Source organism: Celeribacter baekdonensis, assembly GCF_003047105.1.
Classification (GTDB): Bacteria; Pseudomonadota; Alphaproteobacteria; order Rhodobacterales; family Rhodobacteraceae; genus Celeribacter; species Celeribacter baekdonensis_B.
Genome location: NZ_CP028475.1, coordinates 732,403 through 754,677 on the forward strand (window position 1 = coordinate 732,403; position 22,275 = coordinate 754,677).

19 protein-coding genes and 2 pseudogenes are annotated in these 22,275 nt (G+C 59.0%); 12 read left to right on the forward strand and 9 right to left on the reverse strand.

Translation table 11 applies throughout. The features are described from left to right. Window positions 1–8: 8 nt before the first annotated feature. Both DA792_RS07035 and hpt read right to left on the reverse strand, forming a co-directional pair. Window positions 9–200, reverse strand: coding sequence for a hypothetical protein (locus DA792_RS07035; protein WP_107719321.1), 192 nt, complete (start codon window positions 198–200; stop codon window positions 9–11). Continuing rightward, on the reverse strand, window positions 197–760 hold the full coding sequence (hpt, locus tag DA792_RS07040) for a hypoxanthine phosphoribosyltransferase (RefSeq protein ID WP_107719323.1): 564 nt from the start codon (window positions 758–760) through the stop codon (window positions 197–199). Before hpt ends, DA792_RS07035 begins: the two co-directional genes overlap by 4 nt. 67 nt (window positions 761–827) lie before the next feature. Between hpt and DA792_RS07045 the strand changes: the two genes are divergently transcribed. Then, window positions 828–1,274, forward strand: a complete 447-nt coding sequence (locus DA792_RS07045; protein WP_107719325.1) for a type II toxin-antitoxin system RatA family toxin — start codon at window positions 828–830, stop codon at window positions 1,272–1,274. Window positions 1,275–1,341: 67 nt separating this feature from the next. Here DA792_RS07045 and DA792_RS07050 read toward each other — a convergent pair whose 3' ends face one another. From DA792_RS07050 to DA792_RS07065, 4 genes are all read right to left on the reverse strand, one after another. Next, window positions 1,342–2,520, reverse strand: coding sequence for an ammonium transporter (locus tag DA792_RS07050; RefSeq protein WP_107719327.1), 1,179 nt, complete (start codon window positions 2,518–2,520; stop codon window positions 1,342–1,344). 173 nt (window positions 2,521–2,693) lie between these two features. Further along, window positions 2,694–3,188: a CinA family protein gene (locus tag DA792_RS07055; RefSeq protein ID WP_107719329.1), complete on the reverse strand. Its 495-nt coding sequence runs from the start codon at window positions 3,186–3,188 to the stop codon at window positions 2,694–2,696. Further along, window positions 3,185–3,685, reverse strand: a complete 501-nt coding sequence (locus DA792_RS07060; RefSeq protein ID WP_107719331.1) for a phosphatidylglycerophosphatase A family protein — start codon at window positions 3,683–3,685, stop codon at window positions 3,185–3,187. The genes DA792_RS07055 and DA792_RS07060 overlap by 4 nt, the downstream gene beginning before the upstream one ends. Before the next feature lie 15 nt (window positions 3,686–3,700). Beyond that, entirely contained in the window at window positions 3,701–4,894 is a 1,194-nt protein-coding gene (locus DA792_RS07065) for a bifunctional 2-C-methyl-D-erythritol 4-phosphate cytidylyltransferase/2-C-methyl-D-erythritol 2,4-cyclodiphosphate synthase (RefSeq protein ID WP_107719333.1), read from the reverse strand. A 221-nt stretch (window positions 4,895–5,115) separates the two neighbouring features. Between DA792_RS07065 and dusB the strand changes: the two are divergent. The 10 genes and pseudogenes from dusB (at window position 5,116) to DA792_RS07115 (ending at window position 17,684) form a co-directional block, all read left to right on the forward strand. After that, window positions 5,116–6,041 (forward strand): annotated as a pseudogene (gene dusB, locus DA792_RS07070) (tRNA dihydrouridine synthase DusB). Beyond that, window positions 6,038–7,119, forward strand: a pseudogene (locus tag DA792_RS07075) (two-component system sensor histidine kinase NtrB). The pseudogenes dusB and DA792_RS07075 overlap by 4 nt, the downstream one beginning before the upstream one ends. Window positions 7,120–7,224: 105 nt before the next feature. Beyond that, complete coding sequence (locus tag DA792_RS07080) at window positions 7,225–8,601, forward strand: response regulator (protein ID WP_107719335.1); 1,377 nt, start codon at window positions 7,225–7,227, stop codon at window positions 8,599–8,601. Between the two features lie 178 nt (window positions 8,602–8,779). Further along, window positions 8,780–11,002, forward strand: a complete 2,223-nt coding sequence (locus tag DA792_RS07085) for a sensor histidine kinase NtrY-like (RefSeq protein ID WP_107719336.1) — start codon at window positions 8,780–8,782, stop codon at window positions 11,000–11,002. A 23-nt stretch (window positions 11,003–11,025) separates the two neighbouring features. Beyond that, window positions 11,026–12,429 (forward strand): nitrogen assimilation response regulator NtrX, encoded by a 1,404-nt coding sequence (gene ntrX, locus DA792_RS07090; protein WP_107719338.1) that lies wholly within the window; start codon window positions 11,026–11,028, stop codon window positions 12,427–12,429. A gap of 87 nt (window positions 12,430–12,516) precedes the next feature. Continuing rightward, window positions 12,517–13,893: a Trk system potassium transporter TrkA gene (trkA, locus tag DA792_RS07095; protein WP_107719340.1), complete on the forward strand. Its 1,377-nt coding sequence runs from the start codon at window positions 12,517–12,519 to the stop codon at window positions 13,891–13,893. 17 nt (window positions 13,894–13,910) lie between these two features. Continuing rightward, the gene (locus DA792_RS07100; RefSeq protein ID WP_254679463.1) at window positions 13,911–15,440 is read left to right on the forward strand and encodes a TrkH family potassium uptake protein; all 1,530 of its coding nucleotides are present in this window, start codon (window positions 13,911–13,913) and stop codon (window positions 15,438–15,440) included. Between the two features lie 159 nt (window positions 15,441–15,599). After that, window positions 15,600–15,833 (forward strand): RNA chaperone Hfq, encoded by a 234-nt coding sequence (gene hfq / locus DA792_RS07105; RefSeq protein ID WP_009571238.1) that lies wholly within the window; start codon window positions 15,600–15,602, stop codon window positions 15,831–15,833. Between the two features lie 224 nt (window positions 15,834–16,057). After that, complete coding sequence (gene hflX, locus DA792_RS07110; RefSeq protein WP_107719343.1) at window positions 16,058–17,356, forward strand: GTPase HflX; 1,299 nt, start codon at window positions 16,058–16,060, stop codon at window positions 17,354–17,356. A 1-nt stretch (window position 17,357) separates the two neighbouring features. After that, window positions 17,358–17,684 (forward strand): hypothetical protein, encoded by a 327-nt coding sequence (locus DA792_RS07115; RefSeq protein WP_107719344.1) that lies wholly within the window; start codon window positions 17,358–17,360, stop codon window positions 17,682–17,684. A 24-nt stretch (window positions 17,685–17,708) separates the two neighbouring features. Here the strand turns inward: DA792_RS07115 and DA792_RS07120 are convergent, their stop codons facing one another. The 3 genes from DA792_RS07120 to DA792_RS07130 all read right to left on the reverse strand — a co-directional run bounded on the left by DA792_RS07120 (window position 17,709) and on the right by DA792_RS07130 (window position 21,242). Beyond that, a complete protein-coding gene (locus tag DA792_RS07120; RefSeq protein WP_199908132.1) occupies window positions 17,709–18,263 on the reverse strand; it encodes a sugar O-acetyltransferase in 555 nt (184 codons plus the stop codon). Between the two features lie 38 nt (window positions 18,264–18,301). Beyond that, window positions 18,302–18,616, reverse strand: a complete 315-nt coding sequence (locus DA792_RS07125) for a DMT family transporter (RefSeq protein WP_107719346.1) — start codon at window positions 18,614–18,616, stop codon at window positions 18,302–18,304. Between the two features lie 154 nt (window positions 18,617–18,770). Further along, window positions 18,771–21,242, reverse strand: a complete 2,472-nt coding sequence (locus DA792_RS07130) for a penicillin acylase family protein (protein ID WP_199908133.1) — start codon at window positions 21,240–21,242, stop codon at window positions 18,771–18,773. A 145-nt stretch (window positions 21,243–21,387) separates the two neighbouring features. On the opposite strand from DA792_RS07130, the gene DA792_RS07135 reads away from it, so the two are divergent. After that, window positions 21,388–22,260 carry an NAD(P)-dependent oxidoreductase gene (locus DA792_RS07135; RefSeq protein WP_107719348.1) on the forward strand — a complete coding sequence of 291 codons (873 nt, stop codon included), beginning with the start codon at window positions 21,388–21,390 and terminating at the stop codon, window positions 22,258–22,260. Window positions 22,261–22,275: the final 15 nt, after the last annotated feature.

Sequence of the window (22,275 nt, forward strand, 5' to 3'; positions counted from 1 at the left end):
TGCCTTGCTCAGGGCGCGGGCCGGACCTTGATCTTGCTCGCGCCATTGACCTGCATCCAGTCGGGCAGGCCCACGAGTTTTTCAACGCCATAAAGCGCCACACAGACCGCGATGATCGCAAAGACGAATTTAACGCGTGATTTGGACGGCGGGTTCTGCGCCCAGCGTTTGGCGCGCAGCAGCCAGCGCAATTGGCTCACGCGGAAGCCTCCGGGGCATCCTCATCCTCAAACACAACTGTGCCAATATAGGGCAGATTGCGGTTGGCTTGGGCAAAATCAATACCGTAGCCGACGACAAAGGCGTCGGGGATTTCAAAACCGGTCCAAGTCGCTTTCAGCGGCACTTCGCGCCGCGCCGGTTTGTCCAAAAGGGCAATGGTTTCCAACTTGCGCGGATGGCGCGAGCGCAACAGCTCCAACACCGCCGTGAGGGTGTGGCCGGTGTCGACAATGTCCTCAACCACCAACACATCACGGCCCTCAATCGCCCCACGCAAATCCTTTAAGATTTTGACTTCGCGGGAACTTTCGGTTGTATTGCCATAAGAGGAGGCCTCGAGAAAATCGACCTCCACATTCATCTCCAATTCGCGCACCAGATCGGCGATGAACACAAATGAGCCGCGCAACAGCCCGACCACCACCAATTTTTCGGTGTCCTTATACTCATCGCGAATGAGGCGGGCGAGTTCTTCGATCCGTGCGGCGATGGCCTTGGCCGAAATCATGACGTCGATGTGATATGGCCGTTGCGACATGCTAACCCCTTGCATTTTGTGTCTCAGGCATAGACATACCGAGGGACGACACAGAAAACCAGTGACCATGCCGACGCACCAAGAAACAAAACATCTGCCCTATAGCGCCGATCAAATGTATGCGCTTGTCGCAGACGTTGAAAGCTATCCCAAGTTTTTGCCGTGGAACGCCGCCGCGCGCATCCGCTCGCGCACGAGTGTGGGCGATCACGAGGTGATGTTGGCTGATCTGGTGATTTCGTTCAAAGTGTTCCGCGAAAAATTCGGCTCCCGCGTTACGCTGTTCCCGAATGACAAAAAGATCGACACCGAATATCTCGACGGCCCGTTTCGCTATATGAAAAGCTGGTGGCGCTTTCAGGATGCGGAAGACGGTGGCTGTGACGTCGAGTTTTTCGTCGATTTCGAGTTCAAAAATGCGATTTTACAGGGGATTATTGGCATGGTGTTCAATGATGCGATGCAACGGATCGTGCGCGCCTTTGAACGCCGCGCGGCAGAGCTTTATAAATAAACTTTTCGACTTTGAGATGTGAAAAAGGCGGGAGAAACCCCGCCTTTTGTGTTTTAGGCCGTGATCTTTACGAATTGTGGTCGTAGGCGCTTTCCCCATGTTGGGAGAGGTCAAGCCCGGCGTGTTCCGTCTCCGCATCGACCCGAAAGCCGATCAAAACCTTGGTGATATGGACCAAAGCCACGGTCACCACGGTGGTGAACAGGCCAACAATCGCCAAAGCGCCAAGCTGCGCCGTCCAAGTGCCCGCACCAAAAGCGGCGATCATGATCGTGCCAAAAATCCCGCCCACGCCATGGACCGCAAACACATCGAGCGTGTCGTCGATTTTCATTTTGCCGCGGATCAGATTGACCATCTCCTGACAAAGAATGCCCGCGATCGCGCCAATCACCAGCGCCTCCACCGGGGTGACAAAGCCCGAGGCCGGGGTGATCGAGGCCAGTCCGGCGATGGTGCCGGTGACGATGCCCACAAGCGAGGCTTTGCCATATTTGATCCGCTCCCAAAGCGCCCAGGTCATTGAGGCGGCCGCGGCCGAAATATGCGTCACGGTGATCGCCATGGCGGCCCCGCCATCGGCGGCCAATTGTGATCCGCCGTTGAACCCAAACCAACCGACCCAAAGCATCGCCGCCCCGATCATCACATATCCGGGGTTGTGTGGTGGTTTGTTGTCCACTTTTCGACGGCCCAGCATCACCGCGATGATCAGTGCCGCAAGCCCTGCGGTTTCATGCACAACGATGCCACCCGCGAAATCACGCGTGCCCGTGGCACCGAAAATCCCGCCATCGGCCATAAAGCCACCGCCCCAAATCCAATGGGCCACCGGTGCGTAGCACAACAGCATCCACAGCCCGGAAAAGGTCAGCACGAACCCAAAGGAAATCCGTTCGACATAAGCCCCGACAATCAGCGCCGGGGTGATGATGGCAAAGGTCATTTGAAAGGCAAAAAACAGCACCTCGGGCAGGGTGCCTTTTACGGTGCCAGCATCGATGCCCAGGAGAAAGATTTTGCCCAAACCACCCCAATAGCCATTGCCTTCCCCAAAGGCGATGGAATAGCCGACCGCAAGCCAGAGCAGGCTCATCAAACAGGCGATGGCATAGACATGCATGAACACGCTCAACACATTGCGCGCCCGCACCAGCCCGCCGTAGAACAGTGCCAATCCCGGCAATGACATGAATAAGACAAGTGCCGTGGCGATGAGAATCCACGCTGTATCCGCTCCGACCATATTCCCCTCCTAAGGTCAAAATTTACGCTTAGTGGCGCGTAAAGCGTCTTTGGCAGGGGTTAAAAAAGGGCAATTGCGGTTTCATAGGGCTTAAAAATGGAGCAAATTATAAAAAGTCTAAAAAATATCCTCAAAAATAAGCCTGAGCATAAAAAGTAATCGAAAAAGGAATGTCAGTCTTGGGAGGTGCGCACCAAGGCCGCTTTCAGCAGGTTCAGTGCATGTGTCACAGTTGCCGCGCGCACATGCGTGCGCCCCAAAGCGCCAAATTCGACGGTCTCAACGCGGCATTCTTTGCCTGTGTGTGCCAGTCCAAAACACACCCGACCTTCGGGTTTATGCTCTGATCCGCCCGGTCCGGCGATGCCTGTCACCGAAATCGCAAGCCCCACACCCGCGCGCATCAGAGCGCCCTCGGCCATCTCGCGCGCGATTGGTTCGGAGACGGCGCCATGGGCGTTTAGGGTGGCGGGGAGAATGCCCAACATCTCGATCTTGGCGGCATTGGAATAGGTGATGAAGCCGCGATCTACCACATCCGAGGAGCCCGCGATTTCGGTCAGCGCACCGATGATCAAGCCGCCGGTGCAGCTCTCGGCGGTGGCGATGGTCACGCCCTGCGCACGCGCCAAAGCCAAGACCTCTGTAGCAAGCGCCGCTTGGGTCATCGCATGATGATCCCGTGATAGACGCCGGCAAAAGCCACCACCACAAGCGCCGCAAACACCCCGGCGATCACATCATCCAGCATCACACCCATTGCATCACCCCGGCGATCGGCCTTGCCGATGATCCAAGGTTTCCAAATGTCGAACAGGCGGAAGGCGAGAAAGGCCGTGGGCCACGCAGGCCACAGCGCGGTCGAAGGGGCGCCCGCCATGGCCGATCCAATCGCGACCGGCAACAGCGCAATCCATTGCCCGACCACCTCGTCGATGACGATTTCAGAGGGGTCGTGATTGTCCGCCCCCTTGGTCATCACGCCGGTGGCCCAAAGCCCGGCCACAAAGGCGACAACGATTCCGATGATCACGCCGGGCACGCCAAAGGCCAGATCGAGCGCCCAAAACAGCGGTACAGCGGCGGCCGAGCCCCAAGTGCCGGGGGCAGGGGTCATATAGCCGACGCGGGCGAGGGTGGCGATCAGTTCTGCAATGGGTTTCATGTCAACGATCCTTGATCAGCGCTGTTTCATCAATGCGGCTGTTGCCAGTGCGGCAATGCCTTCTTCGCGCCCGGTGAACCCGAGCCGTTCCGAGGTGGTGGCTTTGACAGACACTTTATCCATCGCGATGTCCATAATCTCGGCCAAGGCCAGGCGCATTGCCTGCGCATGTGGCCCGACTTTGGGGCGTTCACAGACCAAAGTGACATCGCAATTCATCATCTCATAGCCCTTGTCGCGCGCAAGTTTGATCGCATGGCGCAGGAAAATATGGCTTTCGGCGCCTTTCCATTGCGGGTCTGAGGGGGGGAAATGTTGACCAATGTCGCCTTCGGCCAGCGCGCCGTAAATCGCATCGGTCAGCGCGTGCATCCCCACATCGGCGTCCGAATGGCCCTGAAGACTGCGACCATGTGGCACTTTCACACCGCAGAGCCACACATGATCGCCCTCGCCAAACCGGTGCACATCATAGCCATTGCCAAGCCGAAATTCCATGCCATGCGTCTCCTTTGGTCCCACCTGATTTGCGGCCTCGCGCGCGGCCAAAAGCCGCTCTGCGCGGGCGAAATCTTCGGGGTGAGTGATTTTAAAATTATCTTCCGAGCCTTGGGTGATCCTCACCTCAATCCCGGCCTTGCGCGCCACTTCGACATCATCGGCGGCCTCACCCAGATGGGTTTGATGCGCGCGCAGGATGGCGTCAAAGTCAAAGCCCTGTGGCGTTTGGGCGCGAAACACTCCGCTCCGCTCGCGGGTGCCCTCGACACGGGTGCCGCTGTCATGCTCTGCACCGACCCAAAGCGCATCCGTGACGGCCAAGGCCGGGGCCGCGCCCGAGCTGGTGTCGAGTGCCGTCATCACCGCTTGGATCACCTCACGGGGCACCAGGGCGCGCGCTGCGTCATGGATCAACACCTGATCCACGCCCTGACCGTCCAGCGCCGCAAGCCCGGCTTTGACCGAGCCAGAGCGGTGCGCCGCACCCGGCACAAGCCTCACCTTTTCAAGCCTGTGCGCCAACGCCAGATCGTCGGGGTGATGCACCACCACGATCTCATCAACCAGATCGCGAAAGGCCGCCACGGCGTGATCAATCACCCGGGTTTGACCCAGCGCCTGCCATTGTTTGGGCAAAGCTCCGCCCGCGCGGGTTCCGCGTCCGGCAGCGACGATCAAAGCGGCGCGTTTTGGAAGTCTTTTTGTCATGCGGATGGGATAATCGGTGATGCGCAGCCTTGCAATGGCGCTGTTTTCACCGCCAGTGCGATTAAATTTTGTGCGTCGGCCTGTTTTCGCACCTTTTTTACCCTCATTCCTTTGCGACTCGCGGGCGTGAGCGCTACCCCTGTTTGAAATGCACAAGGATTAATCGCTTGCCCGTTCGTTTGGCGCACCTCACCCTCGACCCGCCGGTGTTCTTGGCTCCTATGGCCGGAATCACCGACCTGCCGTTCCGCGCGCTGGTCGCCTCCTTTGGGGCCGGACTGGTGGTCTCTGAAATGGTTGCCTCTCACGATATGGTCAACGCCCGTGCCGGATCGCGTGAAAAGGCCGAGCTGGGGTTTGGCGTCGACAACACCGCCGTGCAATTGGCCGGGCGAGAGGCGCATTGGATGTCTGAGGCCGCCAAGATGGTCGAAGCCAATGGCGCGAAACTCATCGACATCAACATGGGATGTCCGGCGAAACGTGTGGTCTCGGGCTACTCCGGCTCGGCATTGATGCGCGATCTGGATCATGCTCTGAGCTTGATCGAAGCCGTCGTGGCGGCCGTGTCGATCCCGGTGACGTTGAAAACCCGGCTGGGCTGGGATGACGCGCTGCGCAATGCCCCGAACTGGCGCGTCGCGCCGAGGCGGCGGGCATCGCGATGATCACCATTCATGGCCGCACCCGCTGTCAACTTTACAAAGGTCAGGCCGACTGGGCCGCGATCCGCGCCGTCAAAGAGGCGGTCAGCATCCCGGTGATTGCCAATGGCGACATCATTTCGACCGATGCCGCGCGCCGTGCGCTTGCGGCCTCAGGGGCCGATGGTGTGATGATCGGACGCGGGGCGCAGGGGCGGCCTTGGCTGTTGGCACAGGTCGCGGCCAATCTGACCGGCGCGCCCGCGCCAATTGCGCCGACGGGTCGTGATTTTGCCGATTTGGTGGCCGGACATTACGAGGCGGGCCTGGGCTTTTACGGCACAGAGTTGGGCGGCCGGGTCATGCGCAAACATTTGGGATGGTACATGGACGAGGCGGGCACGATGGATGAGTTGCGGCGGCGGATTTTAACCGCAAAAGCCCCCAAGGCGGTGTTCGACCTCTTGCCTGACGCGTTTTGCACAGAAGGACTTGCCGCATGAGTGATGCGCGTTTTGACACGCTCTGGCCCTCGCTGCCCGTGCCGGCCTTGATGATCAATGAGGCCGATCAGATCGTTGAGATCAATTCGAGTGCGGAGTTGTTCCTCAACGCCTCGGCCAAATCGCTTAAAAACGTGCCGGTGTTTGACAAATTGGCCATCGACGCACCGCTGGAAGAAGCCTTTTCACGGGTCCGTCGCGACAATTCGGCGATGTTCATCAACAACGTTGATGTGTCGGGGGCAATGCCGCCCCGGTGCAATGCAATATCCAAATCGCGCCACTGCAAGGCGTCGAGAACTGGCTCATCCTGTTGATGGAACCGCGCCAGATCGCCGACCGTCTGGGGCGTTCGCATCAGGTCAAAACCTCGGCGCGTTCTGCCATTGGCATGGCGGAAATGTTGGCGCATGAGATCAAAAACCCACTGGCGGGGATCACCGGTGCGGCCCAGCTTTTGTCGATGAGCCTGAGCCCCGAGGATTTGGAACTCACCGATTTGATCGTCGCTGAAAGCCGCCGGATCGTGGCCCTGTTGGAGCAGGTTGAACAATTCGGCAATCTGCGCCCGCCGGAAAAGCGCCCGATCAACATCCACGACCTGTTGGACCGCGCCCGCAAATCCGCCGAGCTGTCTTACGCGGCCTCGATGAAATTTGTTGAGGAATTCGATCCCTCTTTGCCGCCGACCTATGTCGATGGCGATCAATTGTTGCAGATTTTCCTGAATCTGTTCAAAAATGCATCAGAAGCTGCGGGAAAAGCCGGTGGGACGATCCGTTTGCGCACCTTCTATGACCTCTCTTTGCGCCTGCGTCGCAAGGATGGCTCGGGGGCGGCCCTGCCGCTTCAGGTCGAGATTATTGATGATGGCCCCGGCCTGCCGCCGGAGATTGCCGCCGATATTTTTGAACCTTTCGTCTCAGGACGTGAAAATGGCACCGGGCTCGGCCTTGCCTTGGTCTCAAAGATTATTTCCGACCATGAAGGTTGGATTTCCGTGGACTCCGTGCCCGGTAAAACAGTGTTTCGGATTTCTCTCCCCGTCGCCCCGCGTGATGAACGCGCCGATGGTTAACGAGAGACGTCATATAAGTGTGAAAATCCCCGTTCAAAAGGGGCAGAGCGCGGAACAGGTCCTTATTGGTCTGTTCCCAACGCGAGACGGACAAGGAGAACGATAATGGATGGCACGATTCTCGTCGCGGATGACGACCGTACAATCCGCACGGTTTTGACCCAAGCGCTGACCCGCGCGGGGTGTAAAGTCCATGCGACCTCATCATTGGTCACTCTGATGCGCTGGGTGGAAGAGGGCAAAGGCGATCTGGTGATTTCCGATGTGATCATGCCCGATGGCAACGGGCTTGAGGCCCTGCCGCGCATCGCGGAACTGCGCCCCGGCCTGCCGGTGATCGTGATTTCGGCGCAAAACACCATCATGACCGCGATTCAGGCTGCCGAAGCGGAGGCGTTTGACTACCTGCCCAAGCCCTTCGATCTACCGGATTTGATGAAACGGGCAGCGAAAGCTTTGGAGGTCAAGCGCCGCGCCAATCCTGCGCCCTCAAATGCCAAAGCGCCCTCGGAAACGGTGCAAGAAGACCTGCCTTTGGTGGGCCGTACCCCCGCGATGCAGACGCTGTATCGGTTGGTCGCACGGGTGATGAACACCGATCTTCCGGTGTTGATCACCGGCGAAAGTGGCACAGGAAAGTCCCTGATTGCGCGCGCCATTCATGATTTCTCGGATCGCCGCAGCCTGCCGTTTGTGGTGGTCTCTGCCTCGGATTTGGCAACGATGGAAGGCCCGGCGACGGTGATTTCGCGGGCTAAAAACGGCTCGATCCTGTTTGATGAGGTCGGCGATCTGGACGAGGACGCACAAGCGCGGATCGTGCGGATGCTTGACAGTTTCACCGACAATGCGCCACGCATCATGGCCACATCTCAGGCCGATCTGGGCGCGAAAATGGAAACCGGTGCCTTCCGTCAAGACCTGTTTTACCGCTTGGGCGGGGTGACAATTTCTGTGCCCTCGCTGCGCGAACGGGTCGACGATATTCCGCTTTTGGCCGATTTCTTTCTGAGCAAGGCCGAGCGCGATGGCATGGCGACGCGCCGCTTTACCAATGAGGCGCTGGATCTTGTGCGCGCTTACAGCTGGCCCGGCAACGTTCGGCAGTTGGAAAACACCATCCGCAGACTGATTGTCACCGCCCCCGAAGAGGAAATTACCCGCACCGAGGTCGAATTGGTGCTCGGCAATCAGCCCGCGATCGAGCCTTTGCAAGGCGGGGGGGAGGGTGAAAAGCTGTCCTCGTCTGTGGCCAAGCATCTGCGCCGCTACTTCGACCTGCACGGCGGGGTTTTGCCCTCTCCGGGCCTGTATCAGCGGATTTTGAAGGAGGTCGAAGGGCCGTTGATCGAAATCGCGCTCGATTCCGTTGGCGGAAATCAGGCCAAATGTGCCGATTTGCTTGGGATCAACCGCAATACCTTGAGAAAAAAGATCAACGACCTCGATATTCAGGTGACACGCCGCCGCAAACTGATGTAAATAGGCCACATCCGTGGTGATTTGGGCGCAGTGACAGGAATATCACGCCGCTGCGACCTTCGTGCCACGGTGAAGGGGGGCGTTTTGGCATCGGGTCACCGGGCCAGAGCGGTCTGGTGGATCTGTACGAGGTGGGCTTTTGGCACAGACAATCGGCAAGCAAAGCTGGAACAGGCTCATGCGCCTGCGACGCCAGCGTCGGTTGCAAAACGCTGCAACTGTGGCGGTGTTTGTGCTTGGCCCGGTCTTGGCGATCTCGACCTTTTTGGTGCTTGGTCCGTTGGACCACGGTCCCGCGTCGGGGTCGCTGCGTGCCGTACTTTTGGCCGATGTGGTCTATGTCCTTGTGGTGGCGGGGCTTGTTGCCCAACGCATCGCTCGGGTCATCGCCGCCCGCCGCGCCCATTCCGAGGGCTCTCGGCTGCACCTGCGCCTCTCTGGCGTCTTTGTTCTTCTTGCCCTGATTCCGACCATCACTGTGGCGATTTTTGCCGTGGTGACGGTGAATTTTGGTCTTGAGGGCTGGTTCTCGGATCGGGTGCGCAATGTGGTCGGGTCCTCCTTAGAGGCCGCCAAAGCCTATGAGAGCGAGCATCACGACGGTCTGGCCGAAGACACGCGGGCGCTGGCGAATTTCATCATCGAGCGCCGTCGGTCCATGACGATCCTGCCCGATGGCGCGCTGCGTCAGGTGCTCAATCAGGGGCAAGGGTTGATCCAGCGCGGTTTGCGTGAAGCCTATGTGATTGATCGCGCGGGCGACATCCGGGCGCGGGGCGAACGCTCCTATCTGTTTGATTACGAACAGCCCTCAGAGGCTGATCTGCGCCGTGCCGAAACCGGCGAATTGGTGTTGATTGACGATTGGGATCGCAACGAGAGCCGCGCCTTGCAGCGGCTTGCGGGCTTTTCGGATCGCTATCTTTATGTCACCCGCGATGTCGATGGCAAAATCCTCAATCTGCTCGACGACACCCAAGATTCCATCGCGCTCTACAACCAGTTGGAAAGCGAACGCGGACGGCTTTTGTTCGAATTTGGCCTTTTATATCTGGGCTTTGCGATCATTTTGATCTTGGCGGCCACCTGGCTTGGCCTGTGGTTTGCCGAACGTCTGGCGCGCCCCATCGGGCGGTTGGCGGGGGCAGCGAAACAGGTCGGTGAGGGGGACCTGTCGGTGCGGGTTCTGGTCGAGGATGGCGATGATGAGATTGCGACGCTGGGGCAGGTGTTCAACCAAATGACCGGCCAACTCAACATCCAGCGCAACGAACTTTTAGATCGCAACGAACAAATCGACAGCCGTCGCCGCCTGTTTGACTCGGTGCTTTCATCGGTGACGGCGGGGGTGATGGGCCTGGACGCCGAGGGGCGGGTGACCCTGTCCAACCGCTCGGCGCACGCGCTTTTGTCCGTGGGGGAGCGCGATGTGACGGGCGAGGCGCTGGCGGTGGTGGTGCCGGAATTCGGCCCGCTGTTTGACCTGTTGCGCAGTCAGGCGCGCGAAGTGGTGCAAGAGGAAATCCGATTGATCCGATCCGGCGCGCAAGAAAGCCTGTTGGTGCGGATCGCCACGCGGCGCGACGTGGACGGGTTGCTTGAGGGCTATGTGGTGGTGTTTGACGATGTGACGGACCTTGTTTCGGCACAGCGTTTGGCCGCTTGGGGCGATGTGGCGCGCCGGATCGCGCATGAAATCAAAAATCCTCTGACGCCAATCCAATTGTCGGCCGAACGCATTTTACGCAAATTTGGCAAAGGCCTCTCCGCGGAGGGGCGGGCCGATTTGGAGCAATACACCTCGGTGATCGTGCGTCAGACCGGGGATTTGCGCCGCATTGTCGATGAGTTTTCAAAATTCGCCCGGATGCCGACGCCTGAGCGGCGTGATCATGATCTGGTCGAATTGGTCAAAGGTGCCGTGTTGTTGCAACAAAATGCCCAGCCCGATGTGACCATCACCGCCGAGATCACGCCCCGGTCCGCCTGGGCCGAGGTGGATGCGACGATGATCGGTCAGGCGTTAACAAATCTTATCAAGAACGCTGGGGAAGCCATTGAAAGCCTTTATGAAAACGGCATACCAGAGGGCCACGCGCCGCATATTCATGTGGCATTGAGGCGCGACGGCACGGATGCGGTTGTGACCATCACCGACAACGGGATCGGCCTACCCGAAGACCGTTCGCGCCTGTTTGAGCCCTATGTGACGACACGCGAAAAGGGCACCGGGTTGGGCTTGCCGATTGTAAAGAAAATCATCGAGGAACATGGGGGCACCCTGACATTGACGGACGGTGTGCCTCTTGATCCCTCGGGACAGATCGGGGCACGGGCGACGTTACGTCTGTCCTTGATCGAAGAGGTGGAAGTAGATGAAAAACAAAAGCTTGCAGTATAATGTTGAGGTAAAGGGTGTGACACATGGCTGACATTTTGATTGTCGATGACGAACGCGATATCCGGGAATTGATCGGAGATATTCTACGCGACGAAGGCTATGACACGCGCTTGGCGTCGAACTCTGAGGAATGCCTCAAAGAGATCGCCGATCAGGTGCCCTCGCTGATGGTGCTCGACATTTGGTTGAAAGACAGCGGCATGGATGGGATCGACATTCTCAAACATGTCAAACGCGAACATCCCGACGTGCCGATCATCATCATTTCCGGTCATGGCAATATCGAAATTGCCGTGGCGGCGATCAAACAGGGCGCTTACGATTTCATCGAGAAGCCGTTCAATATTGATCAGTTGATGGTCGTTGTTGGCCGGGCGATGGAGACTTCGCGGCTGCGGCGCGAAAACGCCTCGCTCAAACGTTCCGGTGGTGCCGAGGTTGAAATGATCGGCGTGTCCTCGGCGTTCAAACAGCTCAAAATCAACCTCGATAAGGTGACCAAATCCAACGGGCGGGTGATGTTGACCGGGCCTGCGGGCGTGGGCAAAGAAGTGGCTGCGCGCTTCATTCACACTCATTCCGATCGCAAGGACGCCGCCTTTGTGACCGTGTCCTCGGCCACGGTCGAACCCGACCGGATGGAAGAGGTGCTGTTTGGCCGCGAAAGCCCGGAGCGCGGGATTGAAAAAGGCTTATTGGAACAGGCCCATGGCGGGGTGATCTATTTCGACGAGGTGGCGGATATGCCGCTTGGCACCCAGTCGAAAATCCTGCGTGTGCTGGTTGATCAGAGGTTCACCCGCGTCGGCGGCACGGCGAAAGTGTCAGTCGATTTGCGGGTGATTTCGTCCACTGCGCGCGATTTGGCGACGGAAATTGCCGCGGGCACCTTCCGCGAGGAGCTCTATCACCGGCTCAATGTGGTGCCGATTGAGGTGCCCGCGTTGGAAAAACGCCGCGAGGACATCCCGGAACTGGCCAATCATTTCATTGAGATGCTCAACCGTACCCAGGGTCTGCCGCTGCGCGCGCTCTCCGAAGATGCCGCCGCGATGCTGCAAACCATGACGTGGCCGGGCAATGTGCGGCAGTTGAAAAACGTGATCGAACGGGTGTTGATCCTGGGCGAGGCATCAGGCGACATCGAGGCCGAAGAATTGCCGTCGCAGGAGGGGGCGACCGAGGATGACACGCGTGCCATTCTGTCGCCCGCCATCGCAACCTTGCCCCTGCGAGAAGCGCGCGAATTGTTTGAGCGTGAATATCTTTTGACGCAAATCAACCGCTTTGGCGGCAATATCTCCCGCACCTCGACCTTTGTCGGCATGGAACGCTCCGCTTTGCACCGCAAACTCAAATCCTTGGGTGTGATGACCGGCAACAAACAGGGCGGGCGCGTCGCCTATATCTCTGAAGATGCCGAGTGAAGCCCGCGAGACGAGTTGACCGAAGGGATCAGACATGACAAGCCTCTTAGCTGAAACGACGATGTCAAAACAGTCAGGGATGATGCAATGAAAGTCATCATTTGCGGCGCGGGGCAGGTGGGTTGGCAGATCGCCAAGCAACTCTCGGGCGAAAAAAACGACGTGACCGTCGTCGACAACAACCCCGCCCTGGTGCGCCGCGCGACCGATACGTTGGACGTGCAGGGGATCGAAGGCTTTGCCTCCTACCCGGATGTGTTGGAAAAAGCGGGCGCACGCGATGCCGATATGATCATCGCCGCGACCTATTCCGATGAGGTCAATATGGTCACCTGTCAGGTGGCGCATTCGGTTTTTGCCGTGCCGCGCAAAATCGCGCGTCTGCGGGCACAAAGCTATCTGACCGCGATTTATTCCGATCTTTACCGCCGTGATCACATGCCGATTGATGTGGTGATCAGCCCGGAAAAAGAGGTGGCCGAGGCCGCGCTGCGCCGTCTGGCCGCGCCTGCCGCCTTTGACACCCAAGCATTTTTGGCGGGTCGAGTGCATCTTATGGGCATCTCCTTGGTCGAAGATTGCCCGGTGCTCAACACCTCGCTGCGCGAATTGTCGGACCTGTTTTCCACCCTGCGCGCCATCGTTGTCGGTGTGCGCCGCGACGGACGTTTGTTTGCCCCGGACCCGAATGATCAACTCTATGCGGGCGATGCGATTTACGTCTTTACCCACTCGGATGACATCACCCGAACCCTTGAAATCTTTGGCAAAAAGCAAGGCAAACAAGACCGGGTCGTGATCCTTGGTGGCGGCAATGTTGGATTGGCCGTGGCGCAGGCTTTGGAGGCGCGCACCGACCGGGTGCGGGCCAAGATCATCGAGAAAAACCGCAAAGTGGCCGAACGCGCTGCCGACAGTTTGGAGCGCACCATTGTGCTCAATGGTGATGCGTTGGACCAGGAACTGCTCTCTGAGGCGGGCATCAGCCGCACCGACGCGGTGCTTTGCGTCACCGACGACGATAAGGTCAATATGCTCTCCGCTGTGCGCGCCAAACAGGCGGGCTGTTCGATGGCGATCTGTCTGGTCAATGACCCGACCTTGGTGCCGATCCTCACCGCGCTCGACATCGACGCCTATATCAACCCGCGCGCCACCACTGTCTCCTCGATCCTGCGCCACATCCGCCATGGTCGGGTGCGCAATGTCTACTCGGTCGGCGATGGCGAGGCCGAGGTGATCGAGGCGCAAGTGCTCTCCACCTCACCAATTTCCGGCAAGCGGATCAAAGACATCGCTTTCCCCGAGGGCGTATTGGTCGGTGCGATTGTCAAAGGCGATAAATACATCAAACCCACGGGCGACACCCGCGTTGATGAGGGCGATGTGATCACCATCTTCTCGCTCGCCGCTGACGTGCCTGAGGTTGAGCGCCTGTTGCAAGTGTCGATCGACTTTTTCTAATGAACCGCTTTGCGCGCATGCCATTTTTTGTCCAGCTCATGCTGGTGTCTGGGACGGCGATGCTGATCCCGGCGGCCTATGCCATTGGTTTGCGCGAATGGGACGATGCGCGCGCTTTTGTCTATGCGGCGGTGTTGTTTTCCTCGCTTGCGATGTTCATCGCCATCGCCCGGTTTCGCCCCGAACGCACCGAAGATCGCGACAGCACGCGCGACCGCGACCGCGAGGGCCGCAATCAACTTTTGACGCTTCTGGCAACCTACACGTTGCTGCCGCTGATCCTTGCCGTGCCCTTTGCCGAGGCAACCAAAACCACCACCTATTTCAATTCTTATTTCGAAATGGTTTCGGCGCTGACCACCACGGGGGCGACCCTGTTTGATGATCCGACGCGATTGTCACGCCCGGTACATTTGTGGACGGCGTTGGTCGGTTGGCTGGGGGGCTTGTTTGCCTGGGTCACGGCTGTGGCGGTGTTGGCACCGCTGAATCTGGGCGGGTTTGAGGTGATTTCATCGCGCGAGCCGGGCCAAAGCGAGGTCCGCGCCTCACAAATCACCCGTATCGCCGCCGCCCCCGAACGGATGGCGCGCTTCACCGCCAAATTGTTTCCGATCTATCTGGGCCTGACCTTGGCGCTGTGGTTCGCGCTCTCCATGGTCGGCTCCTCCGCCTATGTCGCGCTCTGTCATGCGATGTCGGTCATGGCCACCTCGGGCATCTCGCCTGTGGGCGGGTTGGCGAATGGCAGCGCCGGGTTCATGGGCGAGCTTTTGGTCTTTGCCTTCTTGTTTTTGGCTCTGTCGCGCAAAACCTTCACCGCCGATCACCCGCGTCCCGATGCGCCGCCTCTGTGGCGCGATCCCGAGATGAAAATTGCGCTGGCCCTGATGATCTCCGTGCCGATTTTCCTGTTCCTGCGCCATTGGGTCAGCGTGTTGGAAGTGTCCGGCGATTGGACGTTCTGGCGGGCACTGTCCTCGCTTTGGGGCAGCTTGTTCATGGTGCTCTCCTTTCTTTCGACCGCAGGGTTTGAAAGCTCCGGTTGGGCCGAGGCGCGGCTGTGGTCCGGCTTGCAGGCCCCCGGTGTGTTGTTGATGGGGTTGGCGATCTTTGGCGGCGGCGTGGCGACCACGGCGGGCGGGGTGAAACTGATCCGGCTTTACGCCTTGGTGCGTCACGGCGAACGCGAGATTGAAAAACTGATCTCACCGCATTCGGTCGGGGGCGCGGGTGCCAATGCGCGGCGCATCCGCCGCGAAGGTGCCTATGTTGCCTGGGTCTATTTCATGGTCTTTGCCTTCACCATCGCCTTTGTGATGATGTTGTTGGCGCTGTTTGGCGTGGAATTCGAAGAGGCGGCGGTGTTTACCATTTCGGCGCTGACCACGACCGGGCCTTTGGTCAAAGTCGCAGGCGAAGCCTCGATGAGCTACGCCAGCTTGTCTGACCCGCAAAAAGTGATCTTGGCCGGAACCATGGTTTTGGGGCGGCTTGAGATGTTGGCAATTATTGCGCTGTTGAACCCGGAATTCTGGCGGCGTTAGCGGTCGTAGTGACGCAAAATTGTGCCGCCTTTCCCGGCATCTGGCCAAAATTCATGCCGTTATCTTGACATTCCTTAAGAACTCCTGCGAACGTGTCGCCAAGTGCTGTCGCCCGAGGGGCAGCTCGCATCATAAGCGCAAGAATAAAGGCAAAGTCTCATGGCCGGTGACAAACAGAATCTTCAAGACGCATTTCTCAATCATGTCCGCAAAACCAAAGTCCCCGTAACGATCTTTTTGATCAACGGGGTCAAGCTTCAGGGCGTGATCACATGGTTTGACAATTTCTGCGTGCTTTTGCGTCGCGATGGTCAAAGTCAGCTTGTTTATAAACATGCGATCTCGACCATAATGCCGGCGCAACCGATCAATCTCTACGACGGCGAAGAGTAAGCGTTGGGGGCTGTGCGACGCCGCAGCCTGACAATGCCTTACGACGCATGACACCGGCATTTTGTCCGGGGTGGCATGGGCCTTTGGGGCTGTGCCTTTTTGCGTTTCCCGGTGTCGCACCCTTGTAAATCAGAGTGCAAACCGCTACCTGCGGCAGAGTAGAGATTGGGTGAAATCCGGGGCGCAAACCGCCCGTGATCATCCGCAACCCCTAAGGAACACGATTGTCCGAACTGCACGAACATGAGGTGTTGAAGACCCGCGCATGGGTCATCCACCCAGATATCACATCAGATCGCAGCCGTCGCGACCCGGTCGCAGGGCTAGAAGAGGCCGTGGCCTTGGCCGATGCTTTGCCCGAACTCGAGGTGGTCGGCTCCGAGATCGTGCGCTTGCCGAAAATGCAGCCCGGTCAACTCTTTGGTTCGGGCAAAATCGCTGAACTGAAAGAGCGGTTGAAAGCGGCTGAGGTGGATTTGGTGCTGATCGACGGGCGCGTCAGCCCGGTGCAACAGCGCAATCTTGAGAAAGAGTGGAAGGTCAAACTTCTCGACCGCACGGGGCTTATTTTAGAGATTTTCTCGGATCGCGCCCGCACCCGCGAAGGGGTGTTGCAGGTCGAAATGGCCGCGCTCACCTATCAACGCACCCGTCTGGTGCGGGCCTGGACCCACCTTGAACGGCAACGGGGTGGTTTGGGCTTTGTCGGTGGTCCCGGCGAGACCCAGATCGAGGCCGACCGTCGCGCCATTGACGATCACCTGTTGCGGCTCAAACGCCAGCTTGAGAAAGTTGTCAAAACCCGCGAATTGCACCGTGCCGCGCGCGCCAAGGTGCCGTTCCCGATCGTCGCCCTTGTTGGCTATACCAACGCCGGGAAATCGACGTTTTTCAACAAGGTCACGGGCGCGGATGTGTTCGTGAAAGACATGTTGTTCGCCACGCTCGATCCGACCATGCGCTCCGTGGTTCTTGAGGCACCGCAGGGCGGTACAGACCGCGAGATCATCCTGTCGGACACAGTGGGCTTTATTTCCAGCCTCCCGACCCAACTGGTCGCCGCTTTCCGCGCGACGTTGGAGGAGGTTCTGGACGCCGATCTGATTTTGCATGTGCGCGACATTTCTCATGAGAAAAGCGAAGAACAGGCGGCGGATGTGCGCAAAATCCTCACGGATCTTGGCATCAAAGAAGATGCGCCGATGTTTGAGGTGTGGAATAAAATCGACCTGTTGGACAATGAGGCCCGTCAGGCCCGGCTTGAGCGCGCCCAATCCGAGGATGACAAATTCGCCATTTCCGCAGTGACGGGCGAAGGGGTGGCCGATCTTTTGGCGGCCATTTCGAAATATTTCGAAGAAGAAAAAATCAGCCGCGCGTTTCTGCTGCCCTATGCGCAGGGCAAACAACGCGCTTGGTTGTTTGCGGAAGGTGTGGTGGAACAGGAGACGGCGACCGAGGAGGGCTATCAGATGACGGTGCTCTGGACGCCGCGGCAAGAAAAGCAATTTCGGGAGATCTAAGATGGCGGACAAGATGGTGGCAAAAATGTACATGCTGTTGTTGGAGGCGACGGCAGGGCCGAAAATCGCCAAGCGCCCCGGTCTGCGCAACGCACTCATTGGATTTGTTGTTGCCCCCGCTCATGGCGTGGCTTTGGAACGCGCTGTGTTCAACCTGCGTGCGCAAGGCTGGGACAAAGTGTTTGTCAAAAACTGCAAAGCCATCTCCGCCAACCCCGACCGTCTGACCGATCCGGACCATAAGGCTGCGGCACAAAAGGCGCTGAAAAACGGCGCGGCGTTCATTGTCTTTGCGGGCAAGGCCAAGCGGCGCAAATTGAACGCCTGAGCAAGGTTGAGCAAGGGCTTGGTGTTAGTGCTGCGTGCTCATCACCCGCGCCGGATTGCCGACGACGGTCACACCGGGAGCCACATCTTTGGTCACAACACTGCCCGCGCCAACAATCGCGCCATCGCCGATTGTCACGCCGGGCAAAATGATCGCGCCGCCGCCGATCCAGACATCTGAACCGATGCGGACGGGCAGGGCGCGTTCGATTAACTGGCCGCGCAGCTTCGGATCGCGGTGATGATCGGCACAATAGATTTGCACCTTGGGTCCCAACATCGACCGCGCGCCGATCTCGACCCGGCCACTGTCCAAAATCACGCAGCCAACGTTCAAAAACGCCGCCTCGCCCAGATGGATGTTGAGGCCGTAGACGCAATGAAACTGGCCTTCGATCCGGGCAGTGTCCGGCGCTGATCCCAAAAGTGCGCGCAGCTCGGGGGCGATGTTGCCGCGTTCACTGGGACGCGTGGTGTTATGGGCGTGGACCGCGTCAAAGGCCCGCAAACGGCGTGCGTCCAACGCCGGATCAAGGCAGCAATACCACCCGCCCGCCTGCATCTTGTCAAACTCGTCCATGGCCACTCACCGGATGAAACCACCGCAGGATGTGCGGCTCAATGTGAGAGTTTCATGGTCACAATCCCGGCCAAAATCAAGCCCGCTGCGATCAAACGCGACAGGGTGGCCGCTTCGCCCAAAATGACGATCCCCACGATAAAGGCACCCACGGCACCAATGCCGGTCCAAACCATATAGGCCGTGCCCAAGGGGAGGCTGCGCATTGCCACGGCCAAAAGGCCAAAAGAGCAGAGTGCGATGACGATGGTCAAGAGGGTCTCAACGGGGCGGGTGAACCCGTCGGATTGTTTCATGGTGAAGGCCCAGACCACTTCGAGTAGCCCTGCGATGGTGAGAAAAACCCAAGCCAAATGATGTTCCTTTGAGCGCGTGTGTTGGGACAAGGATGCGGCAGTGCGGCGGCTCTGGCAAGTCCTTGTTAAAAATATTTCCAGTTAGGAAATAGGGGTGATTTGAGAGTGACGCGGATCAATCCTGATGCAGGTCTGATCCGCGTCATAGCGCTCACTGATCTTGCGCATCTGCGGGGATCAAATGGGTCACGCCCACACCCGCCGCGCGCGCCAGATCGGGGTCCAAACTCATCGGCACATATTCGCCGCGCCGCCACAGTTCACCCAGATCATCGTAATGACGTGACAGCGGATGCCCCGATTGCCCGGTGGCGGTGATAAACACCGAACTGTCAGGATCGGCAAAGTCATAGACACCGCGATAGGCCGCGCCATGCACGTTGGCAAAAGGATCATCGCCCTCGCCAGAGGTCACGCCACGCATCAAAGTGTTGTCACCACCTGAGGTCGATTGCCGGATGTTCACCACCCATTTCAGGAACGGCACATGGCCCAAAACCGGATGGTCGTGTTTGGCGATATGCGCGTCCCCCCACCGCAGGCTCTCAAGATTGGTCGAATAATGCTCGCCGATCCACAACAGCGCGTCGTCCAAGGCCAGGCGGGCAATGTCGGTACAGGTCTCGACTGGCGCGGATTGCAACACGTCACACCACACAGAGGCACCGTCGATATTGCGGTAGACCCGTTCGATAAACAGTGGCTCAACATGGGTGAATTCATGCGACAGCGGGCCAATCTCGTCGCGGATCAGGCGATCTTGCAGAGCGCGCATCCAGGCGTAATAGATCAAAGGTTCCGGCAGATGTTCGTTCATCTCACCATTCCATTCCGCCAAAAGATCAAGCGCACGTTGGCGTTGGCGCTCGGGCGTGCCCTCAGGGGCGGCCTCACCAGTGAACCAAAGATCGGCACCCACAAGCGGCAACAGGGCGCGTGCCGAGGGCGATACCACGTCGTTTTGCACTTCGATGAAGCTCTCGCGGGTGTGGACCTCGCGCGATTGCATCAGCCGTTGCCACCGTTGAATGCGCTGACTGTCGCCCCAGTGATAGGACAGGTGATCAGGGAAGGGTGCATCAACGGTTTTGTTGTTGGTGTTGCCGATGATCTCATCCGGCCCTGCGTCGAATTCGGGCAGATCGTCATAGCTGCGCCAGCCCTGCCAGCGGTTGGTTGCGATCCAGCCGGGGGAAGGAATGCGGCCTTTGGATTGATGGGCGGCGTCACGCAGAGGCGCGCGACCGATGACTTTCATCGCCACCCGATCCGGGTCAGTGAGCGCCAGATTGAGCGCAGGGGCGGCGAAATCACGTCCGGCCGCCAAAGCGGAGGTCATCGTATGGGCGTGGTTCAACGCCACAACCCCCGACATCGAGCGGTCATCTGACACCAGCGCCGTCCAAGCCACCGACATGGCATGGCCCGGCGGCGTGATTGTGCCAACATCAAAGGCGCTTGGCGGGAGGATCGGCCCGTTTTCTGACCATTGCAGCGTCAAGGTCACCGGGGCCGCGTCTTTGATCTGGATGATCGAGGGCCGCGTGCGCATGGGTTTGAACCCGTCTGGGGTCAGAACCTCGCCCTCCTTGTCCGGGTTGAGCTTTTCAACATAAAGATCGGCGTCATCGAGATAGGCGGCGGTGATGCCCCATCCGAAATCCTCGCCCCGCCCCGACACAACACCCGGTATTCCCGGCACAGTCGCGCCAATCACGCCTCCGGTGGAGAGTTCCAGCCGCGCCAAATACCACGCCCCCGGAGCCGAAAAGCCCAGATGCGGGTCATTGGCCAATAGTGTTGCGCCCGAGGCCGAGCGTCCGGGGGCGGCGGCCCAAACATTGGACGCACCCGCAAGCCCGGCCTCGGGGAAAGGGGCGAGCGCGTACTTGGTGCCGGAGGCAGGGGTGAAGGGCGCAACATCGGGGAAAAGAGACGCGTATTTCGGCAAAAGGGCCGCGCCTTGACCCGGCGCGTCAGGCATCAAATCGGCCAGCCGTTCGGGCGAAATTAACAAAGAGGTGCGCGCACGCAAAACTTCGTTGGGGATCTGATCGGAAAGCTGCACCGCGACGAGTTTCAGAATGGCGATGGAATCAGTAGGCCGCCAATAGGCAATCTCGGTGGGGAACAAAAAGAACTCGGGCGCACCGCGTCCCAAAGCCCCTTTGTTGACCTCTTCGATCCACGCATTCACACCGCGCGCATAGGCCTCAAGCGCTGCCGTGGTTTCGGGTGTTTGCACCGCAACCGAAGCCTCCGCCGCGGCATAAAGCCCAAGGCGGCGCATCAATGCATCGGTGGCAAAGGTGCGTTGGCCATAAACCTCAGAAAGTTTGCCCTGCGCCGTGCGCCTGAGCAGCATCATCTGAAACAACCGATCCTGAGCATGAGCAAAGCCCAAGCCATAATAGACATCCGCATCCGTGGCGCCAAAAATATGCGGCACATTGGCATTGTCGCGGGCGATCTCGACCGGGGCGGAAATCCCCGCCACGGTGTGAGCGGCGTCATAATCGGGCAGGGAGCGCGAGGCCAACCAATAGGTCAACCAGATGCCCAGGACCGTGATGAGCACAAGGGTGGACACGAGTTTGAGCAACAACGAAAAAATGCGGGGCATGGAGGGCATGGCGAGGGGCATGGGGATCAGTCGTGTTGGGTCGGACCCGAAGGCCCGCTGTGCGGATATGGGTGTTGACGCGCCGCCCTGATGGGCTACGCTTCTGGCCTCGCGTTAAAGCACATAGATTGCAAAGGGGAAAGCCATGGCGAAAGTCGCATTTTTGGGTTTGGGCGTCATGGGATACCCGATGGCCGGGCATTTGACCGCCAAGGGGCACGATGTCACCGTCTACAATCGCACCACAGCCAAGGCACAGGCCTGGGCCGAGGCGCATCAGGGCGGGTGTGCCGCCACGCCGCGTGAGGCGTCTGAGGGGTGTGATTTCGTCATGGCCTGTGTCGGCAATGATGATGATCTGCGCTCGGTCTGTCTTGGCGCGGATGGGGCCTTTGCGGGCATGAAAAAAGGTGCGATTTTTGTCGATCACACCACGGTCTCTGCCAAGGTCACCCGCGAATTGGCCGAGGCCGCCGCCGGGTTTGGCATCGGCTATGTCGATGCCCCGGTGTCGGGCGGCCAAGCGGGCGCGGAAAACGGGGTGCTCTCGGTGATGTGCGGCGGGGCTGAGGCGGATTTTGCGGCCGCAGAGCCGGTGATGGCCGCTTACGGAAAAACCGTAAAACGTCTGGGCGCGGTCGGCATGGGCCAGACCGCTAAAATGTGCAACCAAATCTGCATCGCCGGTCTGGTTCAGGGCCTCTCTGAGGCGCTGCATCTGGCGGAAAAATCCGGGCTGGATGGGGAAGCTTTGGTAGAGGTGATTTCCGGCGGGGCCGCCGGGTCATGGCAAATGGTCAACCGCCACAAAACCATGTTGGCGGATGAGTACAACCACGGTTTCGCCGTCGATTGGATGCGCAAAGACCTGGCGATCTGCCTTGCCACGGCCGACGAGGTCGGCGCATCGCTGCCGGTCACCGCACTGGTCGATCAGTTCTACAAAGACGTCCAGAAAATGGGCGGCGGACGCTGGGACACGTCGAGCCTGATGAAGCGGCTGAAGGCGTTTGAGTGAGGCCTTTTTCGATGA

Coding starts and splice junctions, on each gene's coding strand:
- DA792_RS07045 (WP_107719325.1), top strand. CDS start 828: ATGCCGACGCACCAAGAAACAAAACATCTGCCCTATAGCGCCGATCAA.
- DA792_RS07065 (WP_107719333.1), bottom strand. CDS start 4,894: ATGACAAAAAGACTTCCAAAACGCGCCGCTTTGATCGTCGCTGCCGGA.
- DA792_RS07100 (WP_254679463.1), top strand. CDS start 13,911: ATGCCATTTTTTGTCCAGCTCATGCTGGTGTCTGGGACGGCGATGCTG.
- DA792_RS07085 (WP_107719336.1), top strand. CDS start 8,780: ATGCGCCTGCGACGCCAGCGTCGGTTGCAAAACGCTGCAACTGTGGCG.
- DA792_RS07115 (WP_107719344.1), top strand. CDS start 17,358: ATGGCGGACAAGATGGTGGCAAAAATGTACATGCTGTTGTTGGAGGCG.
- DA792_RS07055 (WP_107719329.1), bottom strand. CDS start 3,188: ATGACCCAAGCGGCGCTTGCTACAGAGGTCTTGGCTTTGGCGCGTGCG.
- DA792_RS07135 (WP_107719348.1), top strand. CDS start 21,388: ATGGCGAAAGTCGCATTTTTGGGTTTGGGCGTCATGGGATACCCGATG.
- trkA (WP_107719340.1), top strand. CDS start 12,517: ATGAAAGTCATCATTTGCGGCGCGGGGCAGGTGGGTTGGCAGATCGCC.
- DA792_RS07060 (WP_107719331.1), bottom strand. CDS start 3,685: ATGAAACCCATTGCAGAACTGATCGCCACCCTCGCCCGCGTCGGCTAT.
- DA792_RS07130 (WP_199908133.1), bottom strand. CDS start 21,242: ATGCCCCGCATTTTTTCGTTGTTGCTCAAACTCGTGTCCACCCTTGTG.
- ntrX (WP_107719338.1), top strand. CDS start 11,026: ATGGCTGACATTTTGATTGTCGATGACGAACGCGATATCCGGGAATTG.
- DA792_RS07120 (WP_199908132.1), bottom strand. CDS start 18,263: ATGGACGAGTTTGACAAGATGCAGGCGGGCGGGTGGTATTGCTGCCTT.
- hpt (WP_107719323.1), bottom strand. CDS start 760: ATGTCGCAACGGCCATATCACATCGACGTCATGATTTCGGCCAAGGCC.
- DA792_RS07080 (WP_107719335.1), top strand. CDS start 7,225: ATGGATGGCACGATTCTCGTCGCGGATGACGACCGTACAATCCGCACG.
- hfq (WP_009571238.1), top strand. CDS start 15,600: ATGGCCGGTGACAAACAGAATCTTCAAGACGCATTTCTCAATCATGTC.
- DA792_RS07050 (WP_107719327.1), bottom strand. CDS start 2,520: ATGGTCGGAGCGGATACAGCGTGGATTCTCATCGCCACGGCACTTGTC.